Raw genomic sequence first — 22,722 nt, forward strand, 5'->3', positions numbered from 1 at the left:
TGAATCACCGGTTAGCGGTGATTTTTATCCAGACCCGAGTGTCGACCTGAATGCGCCTGTTCCTATAAGGTAGGCGCGAAACGGATACAGCTCCCCGGCCGCATGGCCGTCGACGCAAGACGGATGACTATGAACCCGAATTTTCTCGATTTCGAACAGCCGATCGCCGACCTGCAAGCCAAGATCGAAGAGCTTCGCCTGGTCGGTAACGACAACTCGTTGAACATCAGCGATGAGATCGCCCGCCTGCAGGTCAAGAGCAGTGCTCTGACCGAAAGTATTTTCAGTAACCTGAGCAGCTGGCAGATTGCCAAGCTCGCCCGTCACCCGCACCGGCCTTACACCCTGGACTATCTGCAGCACATTTTCACCGAATTTGACGAACTGCACGGTGATCGGCATTTCTCCGATGACCCGGCGATAGTCGGCGGTGTCGCCCGTCTGGATGGTGAGCCGGTGATGGTGATCGGCCACCAGAAGGGCCGTGAGGTGCGCGAGAAGGTACGCCGCAATTTCGGCATGCCGCGCCCGGAAGGTTACCGCAAAGCCTGTCGCCTGATGGAAATGGCCGAGCGCTTCAAGATGCCGATCCTGACCTTTATCGACACCCCGGGCGCCTACCCGGGCATCGACGCCGAAGAGCGTGGGCAGAGCGAGGCGATTGCCTGGAACCTGCGGGTGATGGCGCGTCTGAAAACTCCGATCATCGCCACCGTGATTGGTGAGGGTGGTTCCGGCGGTGCTCTGGCGATTGGCGTTTGCGACCAGCTGAACATGCTGCAGTACTCGACTTACGCGGTGATTTCGCCGGAAGGCTGTGCCTCGATTCTGTGGAAAACTGCAGATAAGGCCCCGGACGCCGCGGAAGCCATGGGTATCACGGCCGAGCGCCTGAAAGGCCTGGGGATTGTCGATCAGGTGATTGGCGAGCCATTGGGCGGCGCCCATCGCGATCCAGTCGCTGCCGCCGAATCGGTGCGCCAGGAGCTGGCGGTTCAGTTGGACATGCTGCGTAAATTCGATACCGCCGAACTGCTGGCTCGTCGTTATGAGCGCTTGATGAGCTACGGCATCGCCTGAGGGCGGTTGTAGGATGGGTGAAATTTTCACCCATCCGGCGTCCGTATCGATAGGCTGAAGCGGATCGCCGGCCGACCCACCCTGCAGCCTGAAGTTGTGCCTATGTCCCTCGAATCCCGCGTGCTGACGGCTCTGGCTCCCTGGCGCGATGCGCCGGCCTGGCGTATCGCGCTTTCCGGCGGCCTGGATTCAACCGTGCTGCTGCATCTTCTGGTTGGTCTCGCGCAACGCGAGGCGTTACCGCCGCTTTCCGCTATTCATATTCATCACGGCTTGCAAGCAGTTGCCGATACCTGGCCGGCGCACTGTCGTCGGTTGTGTGATGTGCTGGGTGTGCCGCTGCAGGTGGAGCCTGTGCAGGTGCAGCCGGGGGCCAGCGTCGAGCGCGCCGCACGGCAAGCGCGCTATGCGGCTTTTCGCGCGCTGCTGGGTCCGGGCGAGGTTTTGCTGGCGGCGCAGCATCGCGATGATCAGGCGGAAACCCTGCTATTTCGCCTGCTGCGCGGCGCCGGCGTGCAAGGCTTAGCGGCTATGCAGCAGAGTCGGCCGCTCGGTGCCGGGCAGCTGCTACGGCCGCTGTTGCAGTGTTCCCGTGCCGAGTTGCAGGCTTATGCCGACGAACATCAGCTGCGCTGGGTGGAGGATCCGTCGAATGCCGATAGCCGCTTCTCGCGCAATTACTTGCGCCATCAGGTCTTGCCGCTCCTGACTAGGCGCTGGCCGCAGGCGGCGGCCAGCATGGCGCGTGCGGCGGAGCATCTGGGCGAGGCTGCTCAGCTGCTCGATGAACTGGCGCAGCAGGACTTGCAGGCTGCGCAGGCGCCCTGCGAGTTTGCCTGGCTCAATCTGCCCAGCGTGTCCCTGGCGCCGTTGCGGGCGTTGAACGATGCCCGTCAGTGCAATGCCCTGCGCTACTGGCTGCGCAGCCTCACTCCTATGCCGGACAGTGAGCACTGGGCCGGCTGGCGGGCGTTGCGCGATGCGGCCGGTGACGCCGTCCCGATCTGGCGTCTGGCGGCAGGCGAGTTGCGTCGAGCCGACCAGCGGTTGTGGTGGCTCAACGGCGACTGGCTGTGCATGCCGCAAACGCCTGACGTTCAGCTCAGTCCTGGGCGTTGGTTGCCGCTGGCAGGCAATGGTTGCGTGCGTGTCGAGGGCCAGTTGCCAGCCGGCGACTGGCGTTTGGCCTATCGCCAGGGGGGCGAGGTCATGAGCCTGCCTGGGCGCGGTCATCGCGATTTGAAACGTTTGCTTAATGAGCAGCGGGTGCCGGCGTTTGTCCGTCCGCGCTTGCCCCTGCTGTTGTGCAATGGCGTGTTGCAGGCCGTGGCTAATCTTCCCGGTTTGGATGGGGCGAATGGTGGCCAATGGCAACTCAGTTGGCAGCCACCGATCAATGATCAAGGTTTGAGCTGGTAAGGCCTTTCCGGTAGACTACGCTCCCGTCTTACTAGAGCTTTTGCAGACCCCTTTTCCTCAGGAGAATGGAGTCGGCAACAGCTTGTCAATTACGGCATGTTCGTAATTGTGGCTTCGGCCTTCCTTCGCTTTCCCCGGCGGCGCTGACCGCCTAAACGCAGACTTCTAGGGTTTTTCATGACGCGCTTCATCTTCGTCACGGGTGGTGTTGTTTCTTCATTGGGGAAAGGCATCGCCTCGGCTTCATTGGCGGCTATCCTGGAGGCGCGGGGCCTGAAGGTCACGATGCTCAAGCTGGATCCCTATATCAACGTCGATCCGGGCACCATGAGTCCGTTCCAGCACGGCGAGGTGTTCGTCACCCACGACGGCGCCGAGACCGACCTCGACCTGGGCCATTACGAGCGGTTCATCCGCACCACCATGACCCAGGACAACAACTTCACCACCGGCCGGGTTTACGAGCACGTGCTGCGCAAAGAGCGCCGTGGCGATTACCTGGGCGCGACCATTCAGGTCATCCCGCACATCACCGACGAGATCAAGCGCCGCATCATCAAGGGTGCCGGCGATGCCGATGTGGCCATGGTCGAGATCGGCGGCACCGTGGGCGACATCGAGTCGCAGCCGTTCCTCGAAGCCATCCGCCAGTTGCGCGTGGAAGTGGGCGCCAAGCGCGCCATGCTCATGCACCTGACGCTGGTGCCGTACATCGCGACTGCCGGCGAGACCAAGACCAAGCCGACCCAGCATTCGGTGAAGGAACTGCGTTCCATCGGTCTGCAGCCCGACGTGCTGATCTGCCGCTCCGATCATCCGGTGGATATCTCCTCGCGGCGCAAGATCGCCCTGTTCACCAACGTCGAAGAGCGTGCGGTGATTTCCCTGGAAGACGTCGACACCATCTACAAGATTCCGGGCGTACTGCATGCCCAGGGAGTGGATGATTTCGTCGTCGAGCGCTTCGGTCTGGAGTGCGGCGGTGCCGATTTGTCAGAGTGGGAGCGGGTGGTCGACGCCAAGCTCAACCCTGAGCATGAAGTCACCATCGCCATGGTCGGCAAGTACATGGAACTGCTGGATGCCTACAAGTCGCTAATCGAAGCGATGAGCCATGCCGGCATCCAGAGCCGCACCAAGGTCAACCTGCGCTATATCGACTCCGAAGACATCGAGAACCAGGGCACCGCCTTGCTCGAAGGCGTCGATGCGATCCTGGTGCCCGGTGGCTTCGGCCTGCGTGGCGTGGAAGGCAAGATCACCACTGTGCAGTTTGCCCGCGAGAACAAGATTCCTTACCTGGGTATCTGCCTGGGCATGCAGGTTGCGGTGATCGAGTTCGCCCGCAATGTGCTGGGCTGGAGTGATGCCAACTCCACCGAATTCGACAACAGCAGCAGCCACCCGGTAGTCGGTCTGATCACCGAATGGCAGGACGCCACCGGCGTCACCGAGCAGCGCAGCAATGCCTCCGACCTGGGCGGCACCATGCGCCTCGGAGCTCAGGATTGCCAGCTGCTCAGCGGCTCGCAAGTGCATCAGTGCTACGGCAAGGACGTAATTGTCGAGCGCCATCGCCATCGCTATGAAGTGAACAATAACCTGCTGCCGCAGCTGATCGAGGCTGGCCTCAAGGTCACCGGTCGTTCCGGTGACGGCGCCCTGGTCGAAGTGATAGAAGCGCCGGATCATCCGTGGTTCGTCGCCTGCCAGTTCCACCCGGAGTTCACTTCGACGCCGCGCGACGGTCATCCGTTGTTCAGCGGTTTCGTCAACGCTGCGCTGGCCCAGCACGCGAAGAAGGCATAAGGACATGACCCAGAAGATCATCAAGGTCGGCGGCATCGACATCGCCAACGACAAGCCCTTCGTCTTGTTCGGTGGCATCAACGTCATCGAATCGCGCGATCTGGCCATGCGCGCCTGCGAAGAATATGTGCGGGTTACCGACAAGCTGGGTATTCCGTTCGTGTTCAAGGCCAGCTTCGACAAGGCCAACCGCTCCTCGATCAGCTCCTTCCGCGGCCCCGGCCTGGAAGAGGGCATGCAGATCTTCGAAGAAGTGAAGAAGACCTTCGGCGTGCCGCTGATCACCGACGTACACGAGCCACAGCAGGCTGCCGTGGTGGCGCAGGTGTGCGACATCATCCAGTTACCGGCATTTCTCTCGCGGCAAACCGACCTAGTGGTGGCGATGGCCAAGACCGGTGCGGTAATCAATATCAAGAAAGCCCAGTTCCTCGCGCCCCAGGAGATGAAACATATCCTGGCCAAGTGTGTCGAAGCCGGCAACGATCAGTTGATCCTCTGTGAGCGTGGCAGCTCCTTCGGCTACAACAACCTGGTAGTGGACATGCTCGGCTTCGGCATCATGAAGCAGTTCGAGTATCCGGTGTTCTTCGACGTTACCCATGCCCTGCAGATGCCGGGCGGACGTGCCGACTCCGCCGGTGGCCGCCGTGCCCAGGTCACCGACCTGGCCAAGGCCGGCTTGAGCCAGGGCCTGGCTGGGCTGTTCCTCGAAGCGCATCCGGATCCAGACAATGCCAAGTGCGATGGTCCTTGTGCCTTGCGCCTGGACAAGCTGGAACCCTTCCTCACTCAGCTCAAGCAGCTGGATGATCTGATCAAGAGTTTTCCGCCGATTGAGACTGCCTGAAACGGCTTTTCTCCGGTAAAGTGCCGTCCGGGCATAATTTGACTATGTGGTCAGCTATCTGTCGCCTGCCGACCTTGCAGGCGGCATGAACTCAGTCCCTGGCGGTACCGTTCTCGTCAACTTTTTGGAGTGCTAAAAGCAATGGCAAAGATCGTCGACATCAAAGGCCGTGAGGTTCTCGACTCCCGTGGCAACCCGACTGTGGAAGCCGACGTGATTCTCGATAACGGAATCATCGGTAGTGCTTGCGCACCGTCCGGTGCTTCCACTGGTTCGCGCGAAGCGCTGGAACTGCGTGATGGCGACAAGAGCCGTTATATGGGCAAGGGCGTACTCAAGGCCGTAGGCAATATCAACGGTCCGATTCGTGACCTGTTGCTGGGCAAGGATCCGCTCGACCAGCAAGCCCTTGACCGCGCGATGATTGCCCTCGACGGTACTGAGAACAAAGCCACGCTGGGCGCCAACGCCATTCTCGCGGTGTCCCTGGCCGCCGCCAAAGCCGCCGCCCAGGACAACGACCTGCCGCTGTACGCGCACATTGCCAACCTCAATGGCACGCCGGGCGTCTACTCCATGCCGGTGCCGATGATGAACATCATTAATGGTGGCGAGCATGCCGACAACAACGTCGACATCCAGGAGTTCATGGTTCAGCCGGTAGGCGCCAAGACCTTCGCCGAAGCCCTGCGCATGGGTACCGAGATTTTCCATCACCTCAAGATCGTACTCAAAGCCCGTGGCTTGAGTACCTCGGTGGGTGATGAAGGTGGTTTCGCCCCTAACCTGGCCTCCAACGAAGACGCCCTGGCCGCCATTGCCGAGGCTGTGGCCAACGCCGGTTACACGCTGGGCGACGACGTCACCCTGGCCCTGGATTGCGCGTCCAGCGAGTTCTTCGCCGATGGCAAGTACGACCTGGCCGGTGAAGGCAAGGTGTTCGACGCCGCAGGCTTTAGCGATTACTTGGCGGGCCTTGCCGAGCGTTACCCGATCATCTCCATCGAAGACGGCATGGACGAGTCCGACTGGGCCGGTTGGAAAGTCCACACCGACAAGCTCGGTAGCAAGATGCAACTGGTCGGCGACGACCTGTTCGTGACCAACACCAAGATCCTCAAAGAGGGCATCGACAAGGGCATCGCCAACTCGATCCTGATCAAGTTCAACCAGATCGGCACCCTGACCGAGACCCTGGAAGCCATCCAGATGGCCAAGGCGGCCGGCTACAGCGCGGTGATATCCCATCGCAGCGGCGAAACCGAAGACTCGACTATCGCCGATTTGGCCGTGGGCACCGCTGCCGGCCAGATCAAGACCGGTTCGCTGTGCCGCTCCGATCGGGTGTCCAAGTACAATCAATTGCTGCGCATCGAAGAGCAACTGGCTGGTAAGGCGCCATATCGCGGCCGTGCCGAATTCCGTGGCTGAAAACTGCTGCGGGTTACGCTCGCGGCGTTTTCAGTGAGTGGTCGAGTCATGGTAAAAGAGGGGCGGCGCGAGTCGCCCCTCTTTTCGTCCGGATGCTTTTACTGTCATGCGTAGTCCTTATTGGTTGTTAGTCATCCTGATCCTGCTGCTGGTTGGCTTGCAGTATCGCTTGTGGGTGGGCGATGGCAGCCTGGCGCAGGTCACCGACTTGAGTCACCAGATCGCCGATCAGCAAGGTGATAATCAGCGCCTGCTGGAGCGCAATCGTATTCTCGAAGCGGAAGTCATGGAGCTGAAGCAGGGCATGGAAACCGTCGAGGAGCGCGCCCGCCATGAGCTGGGCATGGTCAAAGAGGGCGAGACTCTCTACCAGTTAACCGAATGACTACCAGTTAACCGAATGAAGACTTCCGTATTGCCGCATTTTTGGGCCCTGATCCCCGCCGCCGGGGTTGGCAGCCGCATGCGTGCCGACCGGCCCAAGCAATATCTGGAGCTGGCCGGTAAAACCATTCTGGAGCACACCCTGGCCTGTTTTCTCGATCACCCGCAGCTGCAAGGCGTGGTGGTCAGTCTGGCGCTCGATGATCCCTACTGGCCGACTTTGGCGTGTGCGCACGACTCGCGTATCACCCGTGCTGAGGGCGGTCGGGAGCGCGCGGATTCGGTGCTCAATGGTTTGCAGCGCCTGACCGAGTTGGGGGCGCAGGAGTGCGACTGGGTGTTGGTGCATGATGCGGCGCGGCCCAATCTGGCGCGCCAGGACCTGGATAAGCTGCTGGCCGAGCTGGCCGGTGATGCGGTTGGCGGCCTGCTCGCGGTGCCTGTGCGCGACACCTTGAAGCGTGCCGGGTCTGATGGTCGGGTGCTGCAGACCGTCGATCGTTCGCTGATCTGGCAGGCCTACACGCCGCAGATGTTCCGCCTCGGCTTGCTGCACCGTGCGCTGGCAGAGGCTTTGGCTGCCGAGGTGGCTATTACCGATGAGGCATCGGCTGTCGAGTGGCTCGGGCAGGCGCCGCGCTTGGTCGAGGGCCGCGCCGATAACCTCAAGGTGACCCGGCCCGAAGACCTCGATTGGCTGCGCCAGCGCTGGGCCGAGCGCTGCTGATTTCGGTCTGTCATGGATGGGCCACAGGAGCGAAGAGGTTGAGCGCCGCAATTGGCGTCGTTGATGGCCCCGCGGCGCGCGGGTCGCGTCATCAGGGGCGATACTCCCTGCGTTGCGCCAACCCTGCCTTGAGGGCGTCCACCAGTTGTCGCACTTTCGGCGATAGATGCCGTTGCTGGGGATAGAGTGCCCAGACCGCGGTGTTGGGCGGCTGCTGGTTGTCCAGCAAGGAGACCAGGGCGCCGCTGCGCAGATGTTCCAGTACGTAGTAGTCCGGCAACTGACACAAGCCCAGGCCGCGCAAGGCCGCATCGAGCACCGCCTGGCCGCTGTTGCAGCGCCAGTTGCCTTGTACGCGTTGCGAGGCTTCGCGGCCGTTGAGCTGGAAACTCCAGGTATCCGAACTGCCGATCAGGCAGTTGTGCCGGTTCAGTTCGGACAGGCTGTGCGGGCGACCGTAGTGCTGCAGATAATCTGGCGCCGCGCACAGGTACATGCGTCGGGGTGCCAGGCGTGTGGCGACCAGTCGCGAATCCTGTAGGCGGCCCAGGCGAATGGCCACATCCAGGCCTTCATGAACCAGATCCAGGTTGCGGTTGCTCAACTCAATGTCCACCCGCAATTGCGGGTGACGCGTCATGAAGTCCGTCACCAGGGGCACGATAAAGCGCTCGCCATAGGCTACGGCGCAGGTCATGCGCAGCAGTCCTTTGGGTTCGCTGCCAAGGTCGCCAACCGCGCGCAGGGCTTCTTCGCGGGCATCCTGCAGGCGTTGGCAATGCTGCAGGAAGGTTTGCCCGGCTTCGGTCAGGGCCACGCGCCGGGTGCTGCGGTAGAACAGGCGGGTTTGTAGGCGCTCCTCCAGGCGGGCGACTTGGCGGCTGACCTGCGAGGAGGACAGGCCCAGACGCTCGGCGGCGGCGGTGAATTGGCCGCACTCGGCCACCGCAACGAATTCATCCAGACCTTCCCAGCGATTCATGATGTCTGCTCCTTCCCGATTCTGATGCGCTCAAGCGATTCACTGAGTTGCCTGTAGCTTCTGGCTATTATCCCTAGATGGCAATAATGTTTTGCCATAACGCCGATTATTACTCTGCAGAGGATGATCTACACTCTTTGCCACTGTTATATCCCGTCGGAGAGCGATCATGATCAAGTCACGTGCTGCGGTAGCCTTTGCCGCCAACCAACCGCTGCAAATCGTCGAAGTGGATGTCGAACCGCCGAAGGCCGGTGAAGTGCTGGTGCGCATCGTCGCCACGGGCGTGTGCCATACCGATGCCTACACCCTGTCCGGTGAAGACTCCGAAGGTGTGTTTCCCTGCATCCTGGGTCATGAAGGCGGCGGCATCGTCGAGGCGGTAGGCGAGGGCGTCACCTCGCTGGCGGTCGGCGATCATGTGATCCCGCTGTACACCGCCGAGTGCCGCGAGTGCAAATTCTGCAAATCCGGCAAGACCAACCTGTGTCAGGCAGTGCGTGCCACCCAGGGCAAAGGCCTGATGCCGGATGGCACCAGCCGCTTTTCCTATCAGGGCCAGCCGATCTACCACTACATGGGTTGTTCGACCTTCTCCGAATACACCGTATTGCCGGAAATCTCCCTGGCCAAGATTCCCAAGGAAGCGCCGCTGGAGAAGGTCTGCCTGCTCGGTTGTGGCGTCACCACCGGCATCGGCGCGGTATTGAATACTGCCAAGGTCGAGGAGGGCGCCAGCGTGGCGATCTTCGGCCTCGGCGGCATCGGTCTGGCGGCCATCATCGGCGCCAAGATGGCCAAGGCCGCGCGGATCATCGCCATCGACATCAACCCGGCCAAGTTCGAAATCGCCCGGCAACTGGGCGCCACCGACTGCGTCAATCCGAAGGATTTCGCCAAGCCGATCCAGGACGTCATAGTCGAAATGACCGATGGCGGGGTGGATTACTCCTTCGAGTGCATCGGTAATGTGCAGTTGATGCGCGCGGCGCTGGAGTGCTGTCACAAGGGCTGGGGCGAGTCGACCATCATCGGCGTGGCGGGTGCCGGTCAGGAAATTTCCACCCGTCCGTTCCAGCTGGTTACCGGGCGAGTCTGGCGTGGTTCGGCGTTCGGTGGGGTGAAAGGCCGTACCGAACTGCCGAGCTATGTGGAGAAGGCGCAGAAGGGTGAAATCCCGCTGGATACCTTTATTACCCACAACATGCCGCTGGAAGACATCAACAAGGCGTTTGACTTGATGCATGAAGGCAAGAGCATCCGTACAGTCATCCATTTCTAGGGTGCATGCGCCCCGCCTGCTGCGGGGCGATTTGGGCGGGGGCGGATTGCGTTGCCCCTGCAAGTCCTATTTTGTGTGAGCTGAAACATGACTCTTGAAAACCTCTCCTGCCAGAAAAGCTTCGGCGGCTGGCACAAGCGCTACCGGCATCGTTCGAGTACGCTCAACTGCGACATGGTGTTCGCGGTTTACCTGCCGCCGCAGGCCGAGCAGGGCGCCAAGCTGCCGGTGCTCTACTGGCTGTCGGGGCTGACCTGCAATGACGAGAACTTCATGCAGAAGGCCGGCGCCCACCGGCTGGCCGCCGAACTGGGCTTGATCATAGTCGCGCCGGACACCAGTCCGCGCGGGCCTGATGTGCCGGGCGACCCGGATGGCGCCTGGGATTTCGGTCTGGGTGCCGGTTTCTATCTAAACGCCACGCAAGAACCCTGGGCGCGCAATTACCGCATGCACGACTATGTGGTGCAGGAGTTGCCGGCGCTGATCGAGGCTAACTTCCCGGTCTCGACCAAACGCGGCATCAGCGGTCACTCCATGGGCGGGCATGGCGCGCTGGTCTGCGCCTTGCGCAACCCGGGGCGCTACCAGTCGCTGTCAGCCTTCGCGCCGATCGGCAATCCGTCCAACTGCCCCTGGGGCGAGAAGGCGTTTTCCCGCTACCTTGGTGCTGAACGCTCGCGCTGGCGCGAATGGGATGCCTGTGCGCTGATCGCCGATGCGTCCGAGCGTTTGCCGATCCTGATCGATCAGGGCGATCGTGACGATTTCCTCGACGGCCAGCTCAAACCTCAGGCTCTGCAGAGCGCCGCGCAGGCCGCCGGGCATCCGCTGACCCTGCGCCTGCAACCCGGCTATGACCACAGCTACTACTTCATCGCCAGCTTTATCGAAGACCACCTGCGCCATCATGCGCAGGCTCTGGCGTAGGGGCGCGGTGCACACCGCTCAGTGGTTGCGAAAAGAGAGTTCGTCGTGGTGCTGGCCGATTGCCGGTGCGCACGGCGTGCCCTACAGTCAGGCTCCTGCATGTAGAATCAGGCCCTGACTTTTGCAGGGCGTTGTTCTTATGCGTATTGGCCACGGCTACGATGTACACCGTTTCGGCGAGGGCGAGTTCATTACCCTCGGCGGCGTACGGATTCCCCACAGTTTCGGGCTGATCGCCCATTCCGACGGTGATGTGCTGCTGCATGCGCTCGCCGATGCCTTGCTCGGCGCCGCAGCACTGGGCGATATCGGTAAGCATTTTCCGGATACCGACCCGACCTTCAAGGGGGCTGACAGCCGTATGCTGCTGCGGCATGTCCTGGATTTGCTGCAGGCCAAAGGCTGGCAGGTGGGTAATGTCGACGCCACCATAGTCGCCCAGGCGCCGAAGATGGCCACGCATATCCAACAAATGCGCAGCCTGATCGCCGAGGATCTGCAGGTCTCGCTGGATCAGGTCAACGTCAAGGCTACCACCACCGAGAAACTCGGCTTCACCGGCCGCGAAGAAGGCATCGCGGTGCATGCCGTTGCGCTATTGGTAGGCCGATGAACGAACTCGAATTGCTTGGCCCGCGCGGCCATGGCGAGCCGTGCGGTACCGCGGTGCTCAAGGCTGTGGCGGAAGACTTCCAGGTCGATGAGGTGCTGGACATCCCCCTGGCTGGAGAGGGTGAACACCTCTGGCTATGGGTGGAAAAACGCGAGCTGAATACCGAGGAGGTGGCCAAGCGCATCGCCCGCGCCGCTGGCGTATCAATCCGCATGATCAGCTATGCCGGACTCAAGGATCGCCAGGCTTTGACCCGTCAATGGTTCAGTCTGCACCTGCCTGGCAAGGCCAATCCTGACTTGGGCGGCGCCGAAGACGCCAGCTTGGCGATCCTCAAGCAGCTGCGCCATACGCGTAAATTGCAGCGCGGTGCTCATGCGGCCAATGGCTTTACCTTGCGTTTGACTCAACTCAAGGCTGATCGCGAAGCCTTGGATATACGTCTTACGCAAATAGCCGCTCAGGGCATTCCTAACTACTACGGCTTGCAGCGCTTTGGCTTCGAGGGGGGGAACGTCGCCCATGCACGGCACTTTGCCGAATCTAAAACCTTGCCTGAGAAGCGTAATGTCCGTTCGCGAGTACTGTCCGCGGCGCGCAGTTATTTATTTAATCGCGTACTGGCGCAGCGGGTCGCCGCCGATACTTGGAATCAGGCGCTGCTGGGTGATCTGCTGGCCTTTACCGATAGCCGCAGTTTTTTTCCTGCCGGTGAGGCTGAATGCTCGGATCCACGCTTGACGATTCTGGATTTGCACCCGACCGGGCCCTTGTGGGGCGCGGGTGCCTCGACGGCCGGCGGAGTCGCCCAGGACTTGGAGCAGACGGTCGCCGAGGATGAGCGTGCCTTGGTCGACTGGTTGGCAGAAGCGGGGATGACACACGAACGGCGTATCCTGCGCCTCCCCATAGGCGGTTTGACGTGGCATTATCCCGAGCCTGACATTCTGCAACTGGAATTCGTCCTGCCGGCTGGATGCTTTGCCACCGTCTTAGTGCGCGAGCTAGTCGATCTGTTGCCTGCAGGGCAAACGGACAACCCATGCGTATTCTGATTTCTAACGATGATGGCGTGGCAGCGCCAGGCCTTGCCGCGCTGTATGCTGCTTTGGCCGATTATGCCGAGTGCGTGGTGATCGCACCCGATCAGGACCGAAGTGGTGCCAGCAGCTCGCTGACCCTCGACCGTCCGCTGCACCCTTGCACCTTGCCCAACGGCTTTATCAGCCTCAACGGTACGCCGACCGACTGTGTGCATCTGGGCCTGAACGGACTGCTGCCGCAGGTGGCAGATCTGGTCGTGGCGGGTATCAACCTGGGCGCTAATCTGGGCGATGACGTGCTCTATTCCGGCACGGTGGCCGCCGCGTTGGAAGGCCGTTTTCTGGCCCGTCCGGCGTTCGCGTTCTCCCTGCTTTCGCGGCAGCCGGATAATCTGCCGACGGCCGCCTATTTTGCGCGCAAGCTGGTGGCGGCTCATGAACAGCTGGATTTGCCACCGCGCACCGTGCTCAACGTGAATATCCCCAACCTGCCGTTGGAGCATATCCGTGGTATCCAGCTGACTCGCCTGGGCCATCGTGCCCGTGCCGCTGCGCCGGTCAAGGTGATCAACCCACGTGGCAAGGAGGGCTACTGGATTTCGGTCGCTGGCGATGCCGAGGATGGCGGGCCGGGCACTGACTTCCATGCGGTGATGCAGGGCTTCGTCTCCGTTACCCCGCTGCAGTTGGATCGTACCTTTCAGGATGGCCTCAGCAGTCTGCAACCTTGGTTAGAGGGTTTGCTCTGATGAGGCGTGAGCAAGACGAGTTGCATCATCGCGGCATCGGCATGACTTCGCAGCGAACTCGCGAGCGGCTGATTCAGCGGCTGTATGAAGAGGGGTTGTCCAACGCCCAGGTGCTGGAAACGATCCGTCGCACACCGCGCCACCTGTTCGTTGATGAAGCCTTGGCCCATCGCGCCTATGAAGACACCGCGCTGCCGATCGGCCATAACCAGACCATTTCGCAGCCTTACATGGTTGCGCGCATGAGCGAATTGCTGCTGGCCGCCGGCCCCTTGGACAAGGTGCTGGAAATTGGCACCGGCTCCGGTTATCAGACGGCAATTCTCGCCCAGTTGGTCGAGCGGGTTTTCAGCGTCGAGCGTATTCAAGGGTTGCAGGATAGGGCCAAGGAACGCATGACCGAGTTGAACTTGCGCAACGTGGTGTTTCGCTGGGGTGATGGCTGGGAGGGTTGGCCGGCCTTGGCGCCCTACAACGGTATCATCGTCACCGCGGCTGCCAGTGAGGTGCCCCAGGCTCTACTCGATCAGTTGGCGCCGGGTGGACGCCTGGTGATTCCGGTCGGTGCCGGCGATGTGCAGCAGTTGCTGCTGATCGTCCGTGAGGAACAGGGGTTTGCCAGGCATGTGCTGGATGCCGTGCGTTTCGTTCCCTTGCTCAATGGGCCCTTGGCCTGATCGTTAGCGTTTACCTGGAAGAATCCATGAAGAAACATCTTCTGCTCTTCGCCAAAGGCATTGCCATGGGCGCGGCCGATGTGGTGCCTGGCGTTTCCGGCGGTACCGTCGCCTTTATCAGCGGGATCTACGATGAACTGCTGCGTTCGATAGCCGGTGTGCCCGCTGCGCTGAGCTTGCTCTTGCGCGGTCGTGTCCTGGCCGCCTGGCAGGCCGCCAATGCAACTTTCCTGCTGGTTCTGTTGGCCGGCATTCTGACCAGTGTGCTCAGCCTGGCGCGGGTAATCACCTTCCTGCTGGCCGAGCACCCGATCCCGGTGTGGTCGTTTTTTTTCGGCTTGATACTGGTTTCTTCGCATCTGGTCGCACGAGAGATCCAGCGCTGGAACTGGAGTCGTTTCGTCAGTTTCACTGTAGGTGCGGCATTTGCCTACTGGATCACCGTGGCTGCGCCGATGCAGTGGGGTACTGACTCACTGAGTATTTTCTTCGCAGGCTCGATTGCCATCTGCGCAATGATCCTGCCGGGTATTTCCGGTAGTTTCATCTTGCTGCTGCTGGGTCTGTATCCCTTTATTCTCGGCGCGGTAAAAGGTCTGGATGTCAACGTCCTGGCGCTCTTTGCCAGCGGTTGCCTGGTGGGCATCGTCAGCTTTGCCGGGTTGCTGCGTTGGCTGTTGCTGCGTTGGCGCGACCTGACCCTGGCGTTATTGACGGGGTTGATGCTGGGCTCGCTGAACAAGCTCTGGCCGTGGAAGGAAACCCTTACCTGGCACGCCGACAGCCATGGGCAGCAGGTACCGCTGCTCCAGGCCAACCTCTTGCCGGGACGTTTCGCCGAAGTTAGCGGGCAGGATCCACAGCTACTCTTGGCTATTCTTTTGGCTCTGGGCGGGGTACTGCTAGTGCTCGGGCTGGAGTGGTTGGCCGCGCGCCATCAGCAAAGCACTAGCTGCGCCGAATAATTACGGCACAATACCCACCAATCAACCAACGCCACTAGTCATAAAGGGAGATACGGGTGAGTTTCACTGCCATTCAATCGCGAATATGCAGCAGCAGCGCTCGGAGCCTGTTGGGTGGCCTGGTTATTGGTGTGCTCCTGGCTGGCTGTGCCAGCCCGTCGGGTGGTGTGCAAGTTGTCGATCGCAATCACCGCGGTGCGGCGACGCAGCAGCGCCAACCTGTGACCAGCGGTCAATATTTGGTGCGGCGTGGCGATACCCTCTATTCAATTGCCTTTCGTTTCGGCTGGGACTGGAAAGCCTTGGCTGCGCGCAATGGTATTGCCTCGCCTTATCTGATTCGGGTTGGCCAGGTCATTCGCTTCGACGGTCGCCAGCCGACGCGGAGGGCTGTAGTTGCCGCCGCGCCTACAGTGACCCGGCCGGCACCGGTTGGCCGCCCGGTTGCGCCGCTTAAGTCCCCGACTGTGCGGACTCAGGCGCAGTCGCCAGTGCCTATCAAGACAACCCAGGCGACCACTCCGGTGCAATCTGTCGCGCGCTCAGCATCAGGCTGGGCCTGGCCTGCCAGCGGCGTTGTAATTGGACGATTCTCCTCAAACGGCAGTTTGAATAAAGGCATTGATATCGCCGGTGATTTGGGACAGCCTGTTTTAGCTGCGTCTGATGGGTCAGTTGTATACGCCGGGAGTGGTTTGCGGGGCTACGGCGAGTTGGTGATCATCAAACATAGCGATACCTACGTAAGTGCCTACGGACACAACCGCAGGCTGCTGGTTCAGGAGGGACAGCAGGTCAAAGTTGGGCAAACGATTGCCGAAATGGGTTCCACAGGAGCCGACCGGGTGAAGCTTCATTTTGAAATTCGCCGTCAGGGAAAGCCTGTAGACCCGATGCAATACTTGCCGCACCCTTGATCGGCCGCTCGTCTGCTCCATCACGTGGGAGGACGAGCTCAGGTGTTGCCAGGGAATCAGGTGCCACCAGAGCTTGCTGTCGAACTCAGCAAGGAACAACAATAATGGCACTCATTCCAAAAGAAGCGCCGGAGTTTGACGTCGATGATCAAGTGCTCTTGATGGAGACTGGCGTCGTCTTGGACGATGTGTCGAGCGATGAGGCGGAAAAGCCGCAGGCTCGCACTAAAGCCAAACAATCAAGTAGCAAGCAGCACAAGTACATCGACTACACGCGCGCGCTAGACGCCACTCAGTTGTATCTCAACGAAATCGGTTTTTCTCCCCTGCTTAGCCCTGAAGAGGAAGTGTTCTTTGCGCGATTGGCGCAGAAGGGCGATCCTGCTGGGCGTAAGCGCATGATTGAAAGCAACCTGCGGCTGGTGGTGAAAATTGCCCGCCGCTACGTCAATCGTGGTTTGTCGCTGCTCGATCTGATCGAGGAAGGTAATCTCGGGCTGATCCGGGCGGTCGAGAAATTTGACCCGGAGCGGGGTTTTCGCTTCTCGACGTATGCAACCTGGTGGATTCGCCAGACCATCGAACGGGCGATCATGAATCAAACCCGTACCATTCGATTGCCGATCCACGTGGTCAAAGAGCTCAACGTCTATCTGCGTGCGGCGCGCGAGTTGACCCAGAAACTCGACCATGAGCCTTCGGCCGAAGAGATTGCCAACCTGCTGGAAAAACCGGTGAGTGACGTCAAGCGCATGCTCGGCCTGAATGAGCGGGTTTCTTCGGTGGATGTTTCCCTCGGCGCGGACTCTGACAAGACCCTGCTCGATACCCTGACTGATGACCGTCCAACCGATCCATGCGAGTTGCTGCAAGACGACGACTTGTCGCAAAGCATTGATCTATGGCTGTCCGAGTTGACCGACAAGCAGCGTGAGGTAGTGGTGCGGCGTTTCGGCTTGCGCGGCCACGAAAGCTGTACCCTAGAAGAAGTCGGTCAGGAGATCGGCTTGACTCGCGAGCGTGTGCGGCAGATTCAAGTCGAGGCGCTCAAGCGCTTGCGCGAGATCCTGGAAAAGAACGGTTTGTCGAGTGACGCCTTGTTTCAGTAGCTCTTGCCTGCTCTACAAAACCCGGCTTAGGCCGGGTTTTTTGTGGGCGTCGTGTAAGCCATTGCTTACGCGACGTGTAAGTGATTAAGGGAAAGAATGGCAGGAAAGTCGCTGTTTGAATAGGAGGGTTTAATTCAAGCTACTGATTTATATAGTTATTTAATTATATTATATGGGGCATTGCATTTTTTCAGGTATTTGGCGGGCTTGTGGCAAAGCAGGGAAACGCTAGTATTACACCTGTGCCTAGGGACTGGCACAGATCGCAACGGACAGCGGTCAGGACAATCGCAGGACGTGATTTCATCAGGATGATGAGCAGGGAATACAGGGAGTAGGGACAAAAGAGTGGGCGGGTAATACCGCCCCTTTTTTTGCCTGCAAGAAAGCAAAAGACCCGCGCAAGGCGGGTCTTTCAGTGGGCGCTGAGTAAGGTTTAGCGTTCCAAGTGTTGCAGTTTGTCTTTTACGCCATCCCACTCTTCAGCATCAGGTAAGCCTTCTTTCTTCTCGGTGATGTTCGGCCAGACTTCGGCCAGATCGGCATTGAGTTGGGTATATTCCTGCTGGTCTTCCGGTACTTCGTCTTCGGAGAAGATCGCTTGGGCCGGGCACTCCGGCTCGCAGAGTGCGCAGTCAATGCACTCGTCCGGGTGGATCACCAGGAAGTTAGGGCCTTCGTAGAAGCAGTCCACCGGACAGACTTCCACGCAGTCGGTGTACTTGCACTTGATGCAGTTGTCGGTGACGACGAAGGTCATTTCTAATTCTCTCCTCAGGCTACGGCTCGGGGACTGTTTTACATAAACAGCCCCTTGGTTCGGGAAACTATGGCTGCGACACCGGGCTAGTAGGCCGCAGCATCCCAAAGCGCGCGCGATTCTAACAGCTTGCGCGCGCGGGCGTTAGACTCGCGCTTTCCATGTATATAACAGTTCAAGCGCTTTGCGCGGAGTCAGATCATCCAGGTTGATCTTGAATAATTCCTCCAGCACCGGGTGCGGCAGGCTGGCAAACATATCGCTTTGCAGTGGAGTCACCTGCTGGCCGGGCTCGTTGCGTGGCAAATCATGGGGCAGGCTGGTGGTTTCCAGGCGCGCCAGATGTTCGCGGGCGCGCAGGATCACGTCGCCAGGAACGCCGGCCAGTTGCGCTACCGCTAAACCATAGCTCTGGCTGGCCGGGCCGGGCAGTACATGATGCAAAAAGACGATGCGCTCATTGTGCTCGGTGGCGTTGAGATGCACGTTGGCAACCAGCGGCTCGCTTTCCGGCAGTACCGTGAGTTCGAAGTAGTGGGTGGCGAACAGCGTGTAGGCACGCAGTGTGGCCAGTTGCTCGGCGGCGGCCCAGGCCAACGACAGGCCGTCGAAGGTACTGGTGCCGCGGCCGACTTCGTCCATCAGCACCAGGCTGCGTTCTGTGGCGTTGTGCAGGATATTCGCAGTTTCGCTCATCTCGACCATAAAGGTCGAACGGCCACCCGCCAGGTCATCGCTTGATCCGATACGGGTGAAGATGCGATCGACCAGCGACAGTTCGCAACTGGCCGCGGGGACGAAGCTGCCGATATGCGCGAGCAGCACGATCAGCGCGGTCTGGCGCATATAGGTGGATTTACCACCCATGTTCGGCCCGGTGATGATCAGCATGCGCGTGTCATCGTCGAGGCTCAGGTCGTTGGCCACGAAGGGGGTGGTCAGTACCTGCTCGACCACCGGATGACGGCCTTGCTCGATACGCATGCAGGGCTCGTCGACGAAGCGTGGACGATTGAGGTCGAGGTTCAGGGCGCGTTCGCCCAGGTTGCTCAGCACGTCCAGTTCGGCCAGGGCCGCGGCGCTGTCCTGCAGCGGACCGAGGTGGCCGATCAGGCGTTCCAGCAGTTCTTCATAGAGGATTTTTTCGCGGGCCAGGGCGCGGCTCTTGGCCGACAGCGCCTTGTCCTCGAACTCCTTCAGCTCGGGGGTGATGAAGCGCTCGGCACCTTTCAGGGTCTGGCGGCGGATATAGTCGGCCGGCGCCGACTCCGCCTGCTTGCTCGGCAGTTCGATAAAGTAGCCATGCACGCGGTTGTAGCCGACCTTGAGGTTGGCCAGGCCGGTACGTGCCTTCTCCCGCACCTCCAGATCCATCAGGTACTGGCCGGCGTTTTCGCTGAGCGATTGCAGTTCGTCCAGCTCGACGTCGTAGCCGGTCTTGAGCACGCCGCCATCGCGGATTACCGCGGGCGGGTTGTCGATAATGGCGCGGGCTAGCAGCTCGGCCAGCTCCGGGTAGGTGCTGACTATGCCGGCCAGCTCAGCCAGGTGCGGCGAGTCGAGGTCAGTCATGGCCTGTTGCAATTCGGGCAGGGCGGCCAGGGCATCGCGCAGGCGCGCCAGGTCCCGTGGCCGCGCATTGCGCAGGCCGATGCGGGCGAGGATCCGTTCCAGATCGCCGATTTCCTTGAGCTGCGGTTGCAGGGTCTCGAAACGATAACGTTCCAGCAGGCAGGCAATCGATTCCTGGCGCGCTTCCAGTATTGTGCGGTCGCGCAGCGGGCGGTTCAGCCAGCGGCTGAGCAGGCGACTGCCCATGGCGGTCTGGCAACGGTCGACCACCGATTGCAGGGTGTTCTCGCGCCCGCCGGCGAGGTTGACGTCCAGCTCCAGGTTGCGCCGGCTGGCGCCGTCGAGAATCACCGTGTCGTCGAGGCGCTCATGGCGCAGGCTGCGCAGGTGTGGCAGGGCGGTGCGCTGGGTTTCCTTGGCGTACGTCAGTAGGCAGCCGGCGGCGCCTATGGCCAGGGTCAGGTTCTCGCAGCCGAAGCCTTTCAGATCCTGGGTGGTGAACTGTTGGCAGAGGCTTTTGTGCGCACTGTCGCGTTCGAAATCCCAGGGCGCGCGGCGACGCACGCCGGGGCGTTTCTCCGCGGGCAAGCCTTGCGGCCAGTCATCGGGAATCAGCAATTCGACCGGATTGAGGCGTTCCAGTTCGGCCAGCAGATTCTCCCAGCCTTTGATCTCCAGCACGCTGAAGCGACCGCTGGTGATGTCCAGCACAGCCAGGCCGAACAGCCGCTCGTCGCCCAGCACGGCAGCCAGCAGGTTGTCGCGCCGCTCGTCGAGCAGCGCCTCGTCACTGACCGTGCCGGGGGTGATGATGCGCACCACCTGGCGATCCACCGGGCCCTTGCTGGTGGCCGGGTCGCCGATCTGTTCGCAGATCACCACCGACTCGCCGAGCTTGACCAGCTTGCCCAGGTAGCCTTCGGCGGCGTGGTAGGGGATTCCGCACATGGGAATCGCCTGGCCGGCGGATTGGCCGCGGGCGGTGAGGGTGATATCCAGCAGCTTGGCGGCCTTTTTCGCGTCCTCGTAGAAGATCTCGTAGAAGTCGCCCATGCGGTAGAACATCAGCTGGTCCGGGTGCTGGTTTTTCAGTCTCCAGTACTGCTGCATCATGGGCGTGTGAGAACTAAGATCGCTTTGGCTCATCGTTTTAACTGTCCGGCTGAATCGCAAAAGCGCCTAGTGTACGGTATCCCCCTGGCTGGCTTTAACCCCGGAGTGCAGATGACTGTGAATGATCAACGCCTGACCCGGCTGGCCGTCGAATTGGGTCAGCGATTGCAGGCGCAAGGTGCGCAGGTGAGTGCCGCGGAGTCTTGTACTGGCGGTGGTATTGCCGAGGCAATTACCCGAATCCCCGGCAGCTCGGCCTGGTTCGAGGCTGGTTATGTCACCTATTCCAATGGACAGAAGAGCAAGCAGTTGAGGGTGCCCGAGGCGTTGTTCGCCGCCGAAGGGGCGGTCAGTCGCGAGGTGGTCGAGGCCATGGTGCGTGGCGCCCAGGCACAGAGCGGGGCGCGTTATGCGGTGGCGGTCAGCGGGGTGGCTGGGCCGGATGGCGGCTCGGCGGATAAGCCGGTGGGCACCGTGTGGTTGGCCTGGGGTGACGACGAGCGGCTGTTCAGCGCACGCCGCCAGTTCGCTGGCGACCGCGCCGAAGTTCGCCGACAAACGGTCGAGGCCGCTCTGGAGGGGCTGCTGCGCGTGATTGCGCAAGAAAATCCAAATGCAGGGTAGGCGAGGGACTTGCCCTGTGGAATAATACTGTCTACTTATACAGTTGTTAGTGGCCGCTAGCAGGCCCTTCTTTATTACGTGAGGACTTCAATGGACGAGAATAAGAAGCGCGCCTTGGCGGCAGCCTTGGGCCAGATCGAAAAGCAATTTGGCAAGGGCGCAGTCATGCGCATGGGCGATCATGAGCGCCAGTCGATTCCGGCCATTTCCACCGGCTCGCTCGGTCTGGATATCGCCCTGGGTATCGGCGGTCTGCCAAGAGGCCGGATCGTCGAGATTTACGGCCCCGAGTCTTCCGGTAAAACCACCCTGACCCTGTCGGTGATCGCCGAAGCGCAGAAGCTCGGTGCCACCTGTGCCTTCGTCGATGCCGAGCATGCTCTGGATCCCGAATATGCCGGCAAGCTGGGCGTGAATGTCGATGACTTGTTGGTATCGCAACCGGATACCGGCGAGCAGGCGCTGGAAATAACCGACATGCTGGTGCGCTCCAATGCCGTCGACGTGATCGTCATCGACTCCGTGGCGGCCCTGGTGCCGAAAGCGGAAATCGAAGGCGAGATGGGCGACATGCACGTGGGCTTGCAGGCTCGCCTGATGTCCCAGGCACTGCGCAAGATTACCGGCAACATCAAAAACGCCAACTGCCTGGTGATCTTCATCAACCAGATCCGCATGAAGATCGGGGTGATGTTCGGTAGCCCGGAAACCACCACCGGCGGTAACGCGTTGAAGTTCTACGCCTCGGTGCGCCTGGACATTCGCCGCACCGGTGCGGTGAAAGAGGGTGACGAAGTGGTGGGCAGCGAAACCCGGGTCAAGGTCGTGAAAAACAAGGTGGCGCCGCCGTTCCGGCAGGCTGAGTTCCAGATCCTCTATGGCAAGGGCATCTACCGCAATGGCGAGGTTATCGACCTCGGCGTGCAACACGGCCTGCTGGAGAAATCCGGTGCCTGGTACAGCTATCAGGGCAGCAAGATCGGTCAGGGCAAGGCCAATTCGGCCAAGTACCTGGAAGATAACCCGGAAGTGGCACGCACCATCGAGGGCCTGATCCGCGAGAAGTTGCTGGTTTCCAGCACTCCGGCCAAGGCCAGCGCAGACGTTCTGGCCACTGCCGAGGCCTGACTCGTAGAACATGCCTGTCGTACTGGATAACCTCGTCGCGGTGCGCCGAGCAGCCATGGATCTATTGGCGCGTCGCGAGCATGGGCGCGTCGAGTTGACCCGTAAGTTGCGTCAACGGGGCGCCCCAGTCGAACTGATTGACACAGCCCTCGAGCGCCTGGCGCAAGAGGGCTTGTTATCCGAAGCGCGGTATCTGGAAAACTTTGTCGGCTATCGTGCGCGCGCCGGTTATGGGCCGTTGCGCATTCGTGAAGAGCTGATCCAGCGCGGTTTGCCCCGGCCCGCTGTCGAGCAGGCGTTGCGCGACAGCGGTATCGATTGGTGCGAGCAGCTGGAACAAACCTGGCGCCGAAAATTTGCCGGTCAACTGCCGGGCGATGCTCGTGAACATGCCCAGCAGGGCCGCTTCCTCAGTTATCGCGGTTATCCACTGGATCTGATCAGCCGTTTGTTACGCGGCCTCGATCTGGACTGAAACATCCTTTGAACCCGGAGCCTGCGCTCCGGGTTTTTTGTTGGCTATGTACCCTTTATGTGTTGATGGCAAAACGGATGGGG

General features: G+C 60.8%; 22 protein-coding genes. 19 read left to right on the forward strand and 3 right to left on the reverse strand.

What is annotated here, in order from left to right; genetic code table 11:
* The first annotated feature begins 129 nt into the window (after positions 1-129).
* The 7 genes from accA to ispD all read left to right on the forward strand — a co-directional run bounded on the left by accA (position 130) and on the right by ispD (position 7,700).
* Entirely contained in the window at positions 130-1,080 is a 951-nt protein-coding gene (gene accA, locus VCJ09_RS06580) for an acetyl-CoA carboxylase carboxyl transferase subunit alpha (RefSeq protein WP_324733641.1), read from the forward strand.
* A gap of 102 nt (positions 1,081-1,182) precedes the next feature.
* Entirely contained in the window at positions 1,183-2,499 is a 1,317-nt protein-coding gene (tilS, locus tag VCJ09_RS06585; RefSeq protein ID WP_324733642.1) for a tRNA lysidine(34) synthetase TilS, read from the forward strand.
* A 177-nt stretch (positions 2,500-2,676) separates the two neighbouring features.
* Positions 2,677-4,308 carry a CTP synthase gene (locus tag VCJ09_RS06590; protein WP_324733643.1) on the forward strand — a complete coding sequence of 544 codons (1,632 nt, stop codon included), beginning with the start codon at positions 2,677-2,679 and terminating at the stop codon, positions 4,306-4,308.
* Between the two features lie 4 nt (positions 4,309-4,312).
* Entirely contained in the window at positions 4,313-5,158 is an 846-nt protein-coding gene (gene kdsA / locus VCJ09_RS06595) for a 3-deoxy-8-phosphooctulonate synthase (RefSeq protein ID WP_324733644.1), read from the forward strand.
* Between the two features lie 141 nt (positions 5,159-5,299).
* Complete coding sequence (eno, locus tag VCJ09_RS06600) at positions 5,300-6,589, forward strand: phosphopyruvate hydratase (RefSeq protein ID WP_324733645.1); 1,290 nt, start codon at positions 5,300-5,302, stop codon at positions 6,587-6,589.
* A gap of 106 nt (positions 6,590-6,695) precedes the next feature.
* A complete protein-coding gene (gene ftsB / locus VCJ09_RS06605; protein ID WP_324733646.1) occupies positions 6,696-6,974 on the forward strand; it encodes a cell division protein FtsB in 279 nt (92 codons plus the stop codon).
* Positions 6,975-6,989: 15 nt separating this feature from the next.
* Positions 6,990-7,700: a 2-C-methyl-D-erythritol 4-phosphate cytidylyltransferase gene (gene ispD / locus VCJ09_RS06610; RefSeq protein ID WP_324733647.1), complete on the forward strand. Its 711-nt coding sequence runs from the start codon at positions 6,990-6,992 to the stop codon at positions 7,698-7,700.
* Between the two features lie 91 nt (positions 7,701-7,791).
* Here ispD and VCJ09_RS06615 read toward each other — a convergent pair whose 3' ends face one another.
* The gene (locus VCJ09_RS06615) at positions 7,792-8,682 is read right to left on the reverse strand and encodes a LysR substrate-binding domain-containing protein (RefSeq protein WP_324733648.1); all 891 of its coding nucleotides are present in this window, start codon (positions 8,680-8,682) and stop codon (positions 7,792-7,794) included.
* Between the two features lie 169 nt (positions 8,683-8,851).
* Between VCJ09_RS06615 and VCJ09_RS06620 the strand changes: the two genes are divergently transcribed.
* From VCJ09_RS06620 to rpoS, 9 genes are all read left to right on the forward strand, one after another.
* A complete protein-coding gene (locus VCJ09_RS06620; RefSeq protein WP_324733649.1) occupies positions 8,852-9,964 on the forward strand; it encodes an S-(hydroxymethyl)glutathione dehydrogenase/class III alcohol dehydrogenase in 1,113 nt (370 codons plus the stop codon).
* A gap of 87 nt (positions 9,965-10,051) precedes the next feature.
* Positions 10,052-10,894, forward strand: a complete 843-nt coding sequence (gene fghA, locus VCJ09_RS06625; RefSeq protein ID WP_324733650.1) for an S-formylglutathione hydrolase — start codon at positions 10,052-10,054, stop codon at positions 10,892-10,894.
* A 139-nt stretch (positions 10,895-11,033) separates the two neighbouring features.
* Positions 11,034-11,507 (forward strand): 2-C-methyl-D-erythritol 2,4-cyclodiphosphate synthase, encoded by a 474-nt coding sequence (gene ispF / locus VCJ09_RS06630; protein WP_324733651.1) that lies wholly within the window; start codon positions 11,034-11,036, stop codon positions 11,505-11,507.
* Positions 11,504-12,562 carry a tRNA pseudouridine(13) synthase TruD gene (gene truD / locus VCJ09_RS06635; protein ID WP_324733652.1) on the forward strand — a complete coding sequence of 353 codons (1,059 nt, stop codon included), beginning with the start codon at positions 11,504-11,506 and terminating at the stop codon, positions 12,560-12,562. The genes ispF and truD overlap by 4 nt, the downstream gene beginning before the upstream one ends.
* Positions 12,550-13,299, forward strand: a complete 750-nt coding sequence (surE, locus tag VCJ09_RS06640; RefSeq protein ID WP_324733653.1) for a 5'/3'-nucleotidase SurE — start codon at positions 12,550-12,552, stop codon at positions 13,297-13,299. Before truD ends, surE begins: the two co-directional genes overlap by 13 nt.
* 41 nt (positions 13,300-13,340) lie before the next feature.
* Positions 13,341-13,976, forward strand: coding sequence for a protein-L-isoaspartate(D-aspartate) O-methyltransferase (locus tag VCJ09_RS06645; protein WP_324734613.1), 636 nt, complete (start codon positions 13,341-13,343; stop codon positions 13,974-13,976).
* A gap of 26 nt (positions 13,977-14,002) precedes the next feature.
* The gene (locus VCJ09_RS06650; RefSeq protein WP_324733654.1) at positions 14,003-14,941 is read left to right on the forward strand and encodes a DUF368 domain-containing protein; all 939 of its coding nucleotides are present in this window, start codon (positions 14,003-14,005) and stop codon (positions 14,939-14,941) included.
* 56 nt (positions 14,942-14,997) lie between these two features.
* The gene (locus VCJ09_RS06655; protein WP_407693015.1) at positions 14,998-15,858 is read left to right on the forward strand and encodes a peptidoglycan DD-metalloendopeptidase family protein; all 861 of its coding nucleotides are present in this window, start codon (positions 14,998-15,000) and stop codon (positions 15,856-15,858) included.
* 104 nt (positions 15,859-15,962) lie between these two features.
* Positions 15,963-16,967 (forward strand): RNA polymerase sigma factor RpoS, encoded by a 1,005-nt coding sequence (rpoS, locus tag VCJ09_RS06660; RefSeq protein WP_324733655.1) that lies wholly within the window; start codon positions 15,963-15,965, stop codon positions 16,965-16,967.
* A 436-nt stretch (positions 16,968-17,403) separates the two neighbouring features.
* On the opposite strand, the gene fdxA is transcribed toward rpoS, so the two are convergent.
* Together fdxA and mutS are read right to left on the reverse strand one after the other, a co-directional pair.
* The gene (gene fdxA / locus VCJ09_RS06665; protein ID WP_079201132.1) at positions 17,404-17,727 is read right to left on the reverse strand and encodes a ferredoxin FdxA; all 324 of its coding nucleotides are present in this window, start codon (positions 17,725-17,727) and stop codon (positions 17,404-17,406) included.
* 144 nt (positions 17,728-17,871) lie between these two features.
* Positions 17,872-20,445, reverse strand: a complete 2,574-nt coding sequence (gene mutS / locus VCJ09_RS06670) for a DNA mismatch repair protein MutS (protein WP_324733656.1) — start codon at positions 20,443-20,445, stop codon at positions 17,872-17,874.
* A 78-nt stretch (positions 20,446-20,523) separates the two neighbouring features.
* On the opposite strand from mutS, the gene VCJ09_RS06675 reads away from it, so the two are divergent.
* From VCJ09_RS06675 to recX, 3 genes are all read left to right on the forward strand, one after another.
* Positions 20,524-21,036: a CinA family protein gene (locus tag VCJ09_RS06675; protein ID WP_324733657.1), complete on the forward strand. Its 513-nt coding sequence runs from the start codon at positions 20,524-20,526 to the stop codon at positions 21,034-21,036.
* 90 nt (positions 21,037-21,126) lie between these two features.
* Entirely contained in the window at positions 21,127-22,164 is a 1,038-nt protein-coding gene (gene recA, locus VCJ09_RS06680; RefSeq protein WP_079201179.1) for a recombinase RecA, read from the forward strand.
* 10 nt (positions 22,165-22,174) lie between these two features.
* Complete coding sequence (gene recX / locus VCJ09_RS06685; protein ID WP_324733658.1) at positions 22,175-22,639, forward strand: recombination regulator RecX; 465 nt, start codon at positions 22,175-22,177, stop codon at positions 22,637-22,639.
* Positions 22,640-22,722: the final 83 nt, after the last annotated feature.

Origin of the sequence: Pseudomonas paeninsulae (assembly GCF_035621475.1) — a bacterium.
In the GTDB taxonomy this organism is placed as follows: domain Bacteria; phylum Pseudomonadota; class Gammaproteobacteria; order Pseudomonadales; family Pseudomonadaceae; genus Aquipseudomonas; species Aquipseudomonas paeninsulae.

Coding starts and splice junctions, on each gene's coding strand:
- accA (WP_324733641.1), top strand. CDS start 130: ATGAACCCGAATTTTCTCGATTTCGAACAGCCGATCGCCGACCTGCAA.
- tilS (WP_324733642.1), top strand. CDS start 1,183: ATGTCCCTCGAATCCCGCGTGCTGACGGCTCTGGCTCCCTGGCGCGAT.
- VCJ09_RS06590 (WP_324733643.1), top strand. CDS start 2,677: ATGACGCGCTTCATCTTCGTCACGGGTGGTGTTGTTTCTTCATTGGGG.
- kdsA (WP_324733644.1), top strand. CDS start 4,313: ATGACCCAGAAGATCATCAAGGTCGGCGGCATCGACATCGCCAACGAC.
- eno (WP_324733645.1), top strand. CDS start 5,300: ATGGCAAAGATCGTCGACATCAAAGGCCGTGAGGTTCTCGACTCCCGT.
- ftsB (WP_324733646.1), top strand. CDS start 6,696: ATGCGTAGTCCTTATTGGTTGTTAGTCATCCTGATCCTGCTGCTGGTT.
- ispD (WP_324733647.1), top strand. CDS start 6,990: ATGAAGACTTCCGTATTGCCGCATTTTTGGGCCCTGATCCCCGCCGCC.
- VCJ09_RS06615 (WP_324733648.1), bottom strand. CDS start 8,682: ATGAATCGCTGGGAAGGTCTGGATGAATTCGTTGCGGTGGCCGAGTGC.
- VCJ09_RS06620 (WP_324733649.1), top strand. CDS start 8,852: ATGATCAAGTCACGTGCTGCGGTAGCCTTTGCCGCCAACCAACCGCTG.
- fghA (WP_324733650.1), top strand. CDS start 10,052: ATGACTCTTGAAAACCTCTCCTGCCAGAAAAGCTTCGGCGGCTGGCAC.
- ispF (WP_324733651.1), top strand. CDS start 11,034: ATGCGTATTGGCCACGGCTACGATGTACACCGTTTCGGCGAGGGCGAG.
- truD (WP_324733652.1), top strand. CDS start 11,504: ATGAACGAACTCGAATTGCTTGGCCCGCGCGGCCATGGCGAGCCGTGC.
- surE (WP_324733653.1), top strand. CDS start 12,550: ATGCGTATTCTGATTTCTAACGATGATGGCGTGGCAGCGCCAGGCCTT.
- VCJ09_RS06645 (WP_324734613.1), top strand. CDS start 13,341: ATGACTTCGCAGCGAACTCGCGAGCGGCTGATTCAGCGGCTGTATGAA.
- VCJ09_RS06650 (WP_324733654.1), top strand. CDS start 14,003: ATGAAGAAACATCTTCTGCTCTTCGCCAAAGGCATTGCCATGGGCGCG.
- rpoS (WP_324733655.1), top strand. CDS start 15,963: ATGGCACTCATTCCAAAAGAAGCGCCGGAGTTTGACGTCGATGATCAA.
- fdxA (WP_079201132.1), bottom strand. CDS start 17,727: ATGACCTTCGTCGTCACCGACAACTGCATCAAGTGCAAGTACACCGAC.
- mutS (WP_324733656.1), bottom strand. CDS start 20,445: ATGAGCCAAAGCGATCTTAGTTCTCACACGCCCATGATGCAGCAGTAC.
- VCJ09_RS06675 (WP_324733657.1), top strand. CDS start 20,524: ATGACTGTGAATGATCAACGCCTGACCCGGCTGGCCGTCGAATTGGGT.
- recA (WP_079201179.1), top strand. CDS start 21,127: ATGGACGAGAATAAGAAGCGCGCCTTGGCGGCAGCCTTGGGCCAGATC.
- recX (WP_324733658.1), top strand. CDS start 22,175: ATGCCTGTCGTACTGGATAACCTCGTCGCGGTGCGCCGAGCAGCCATG.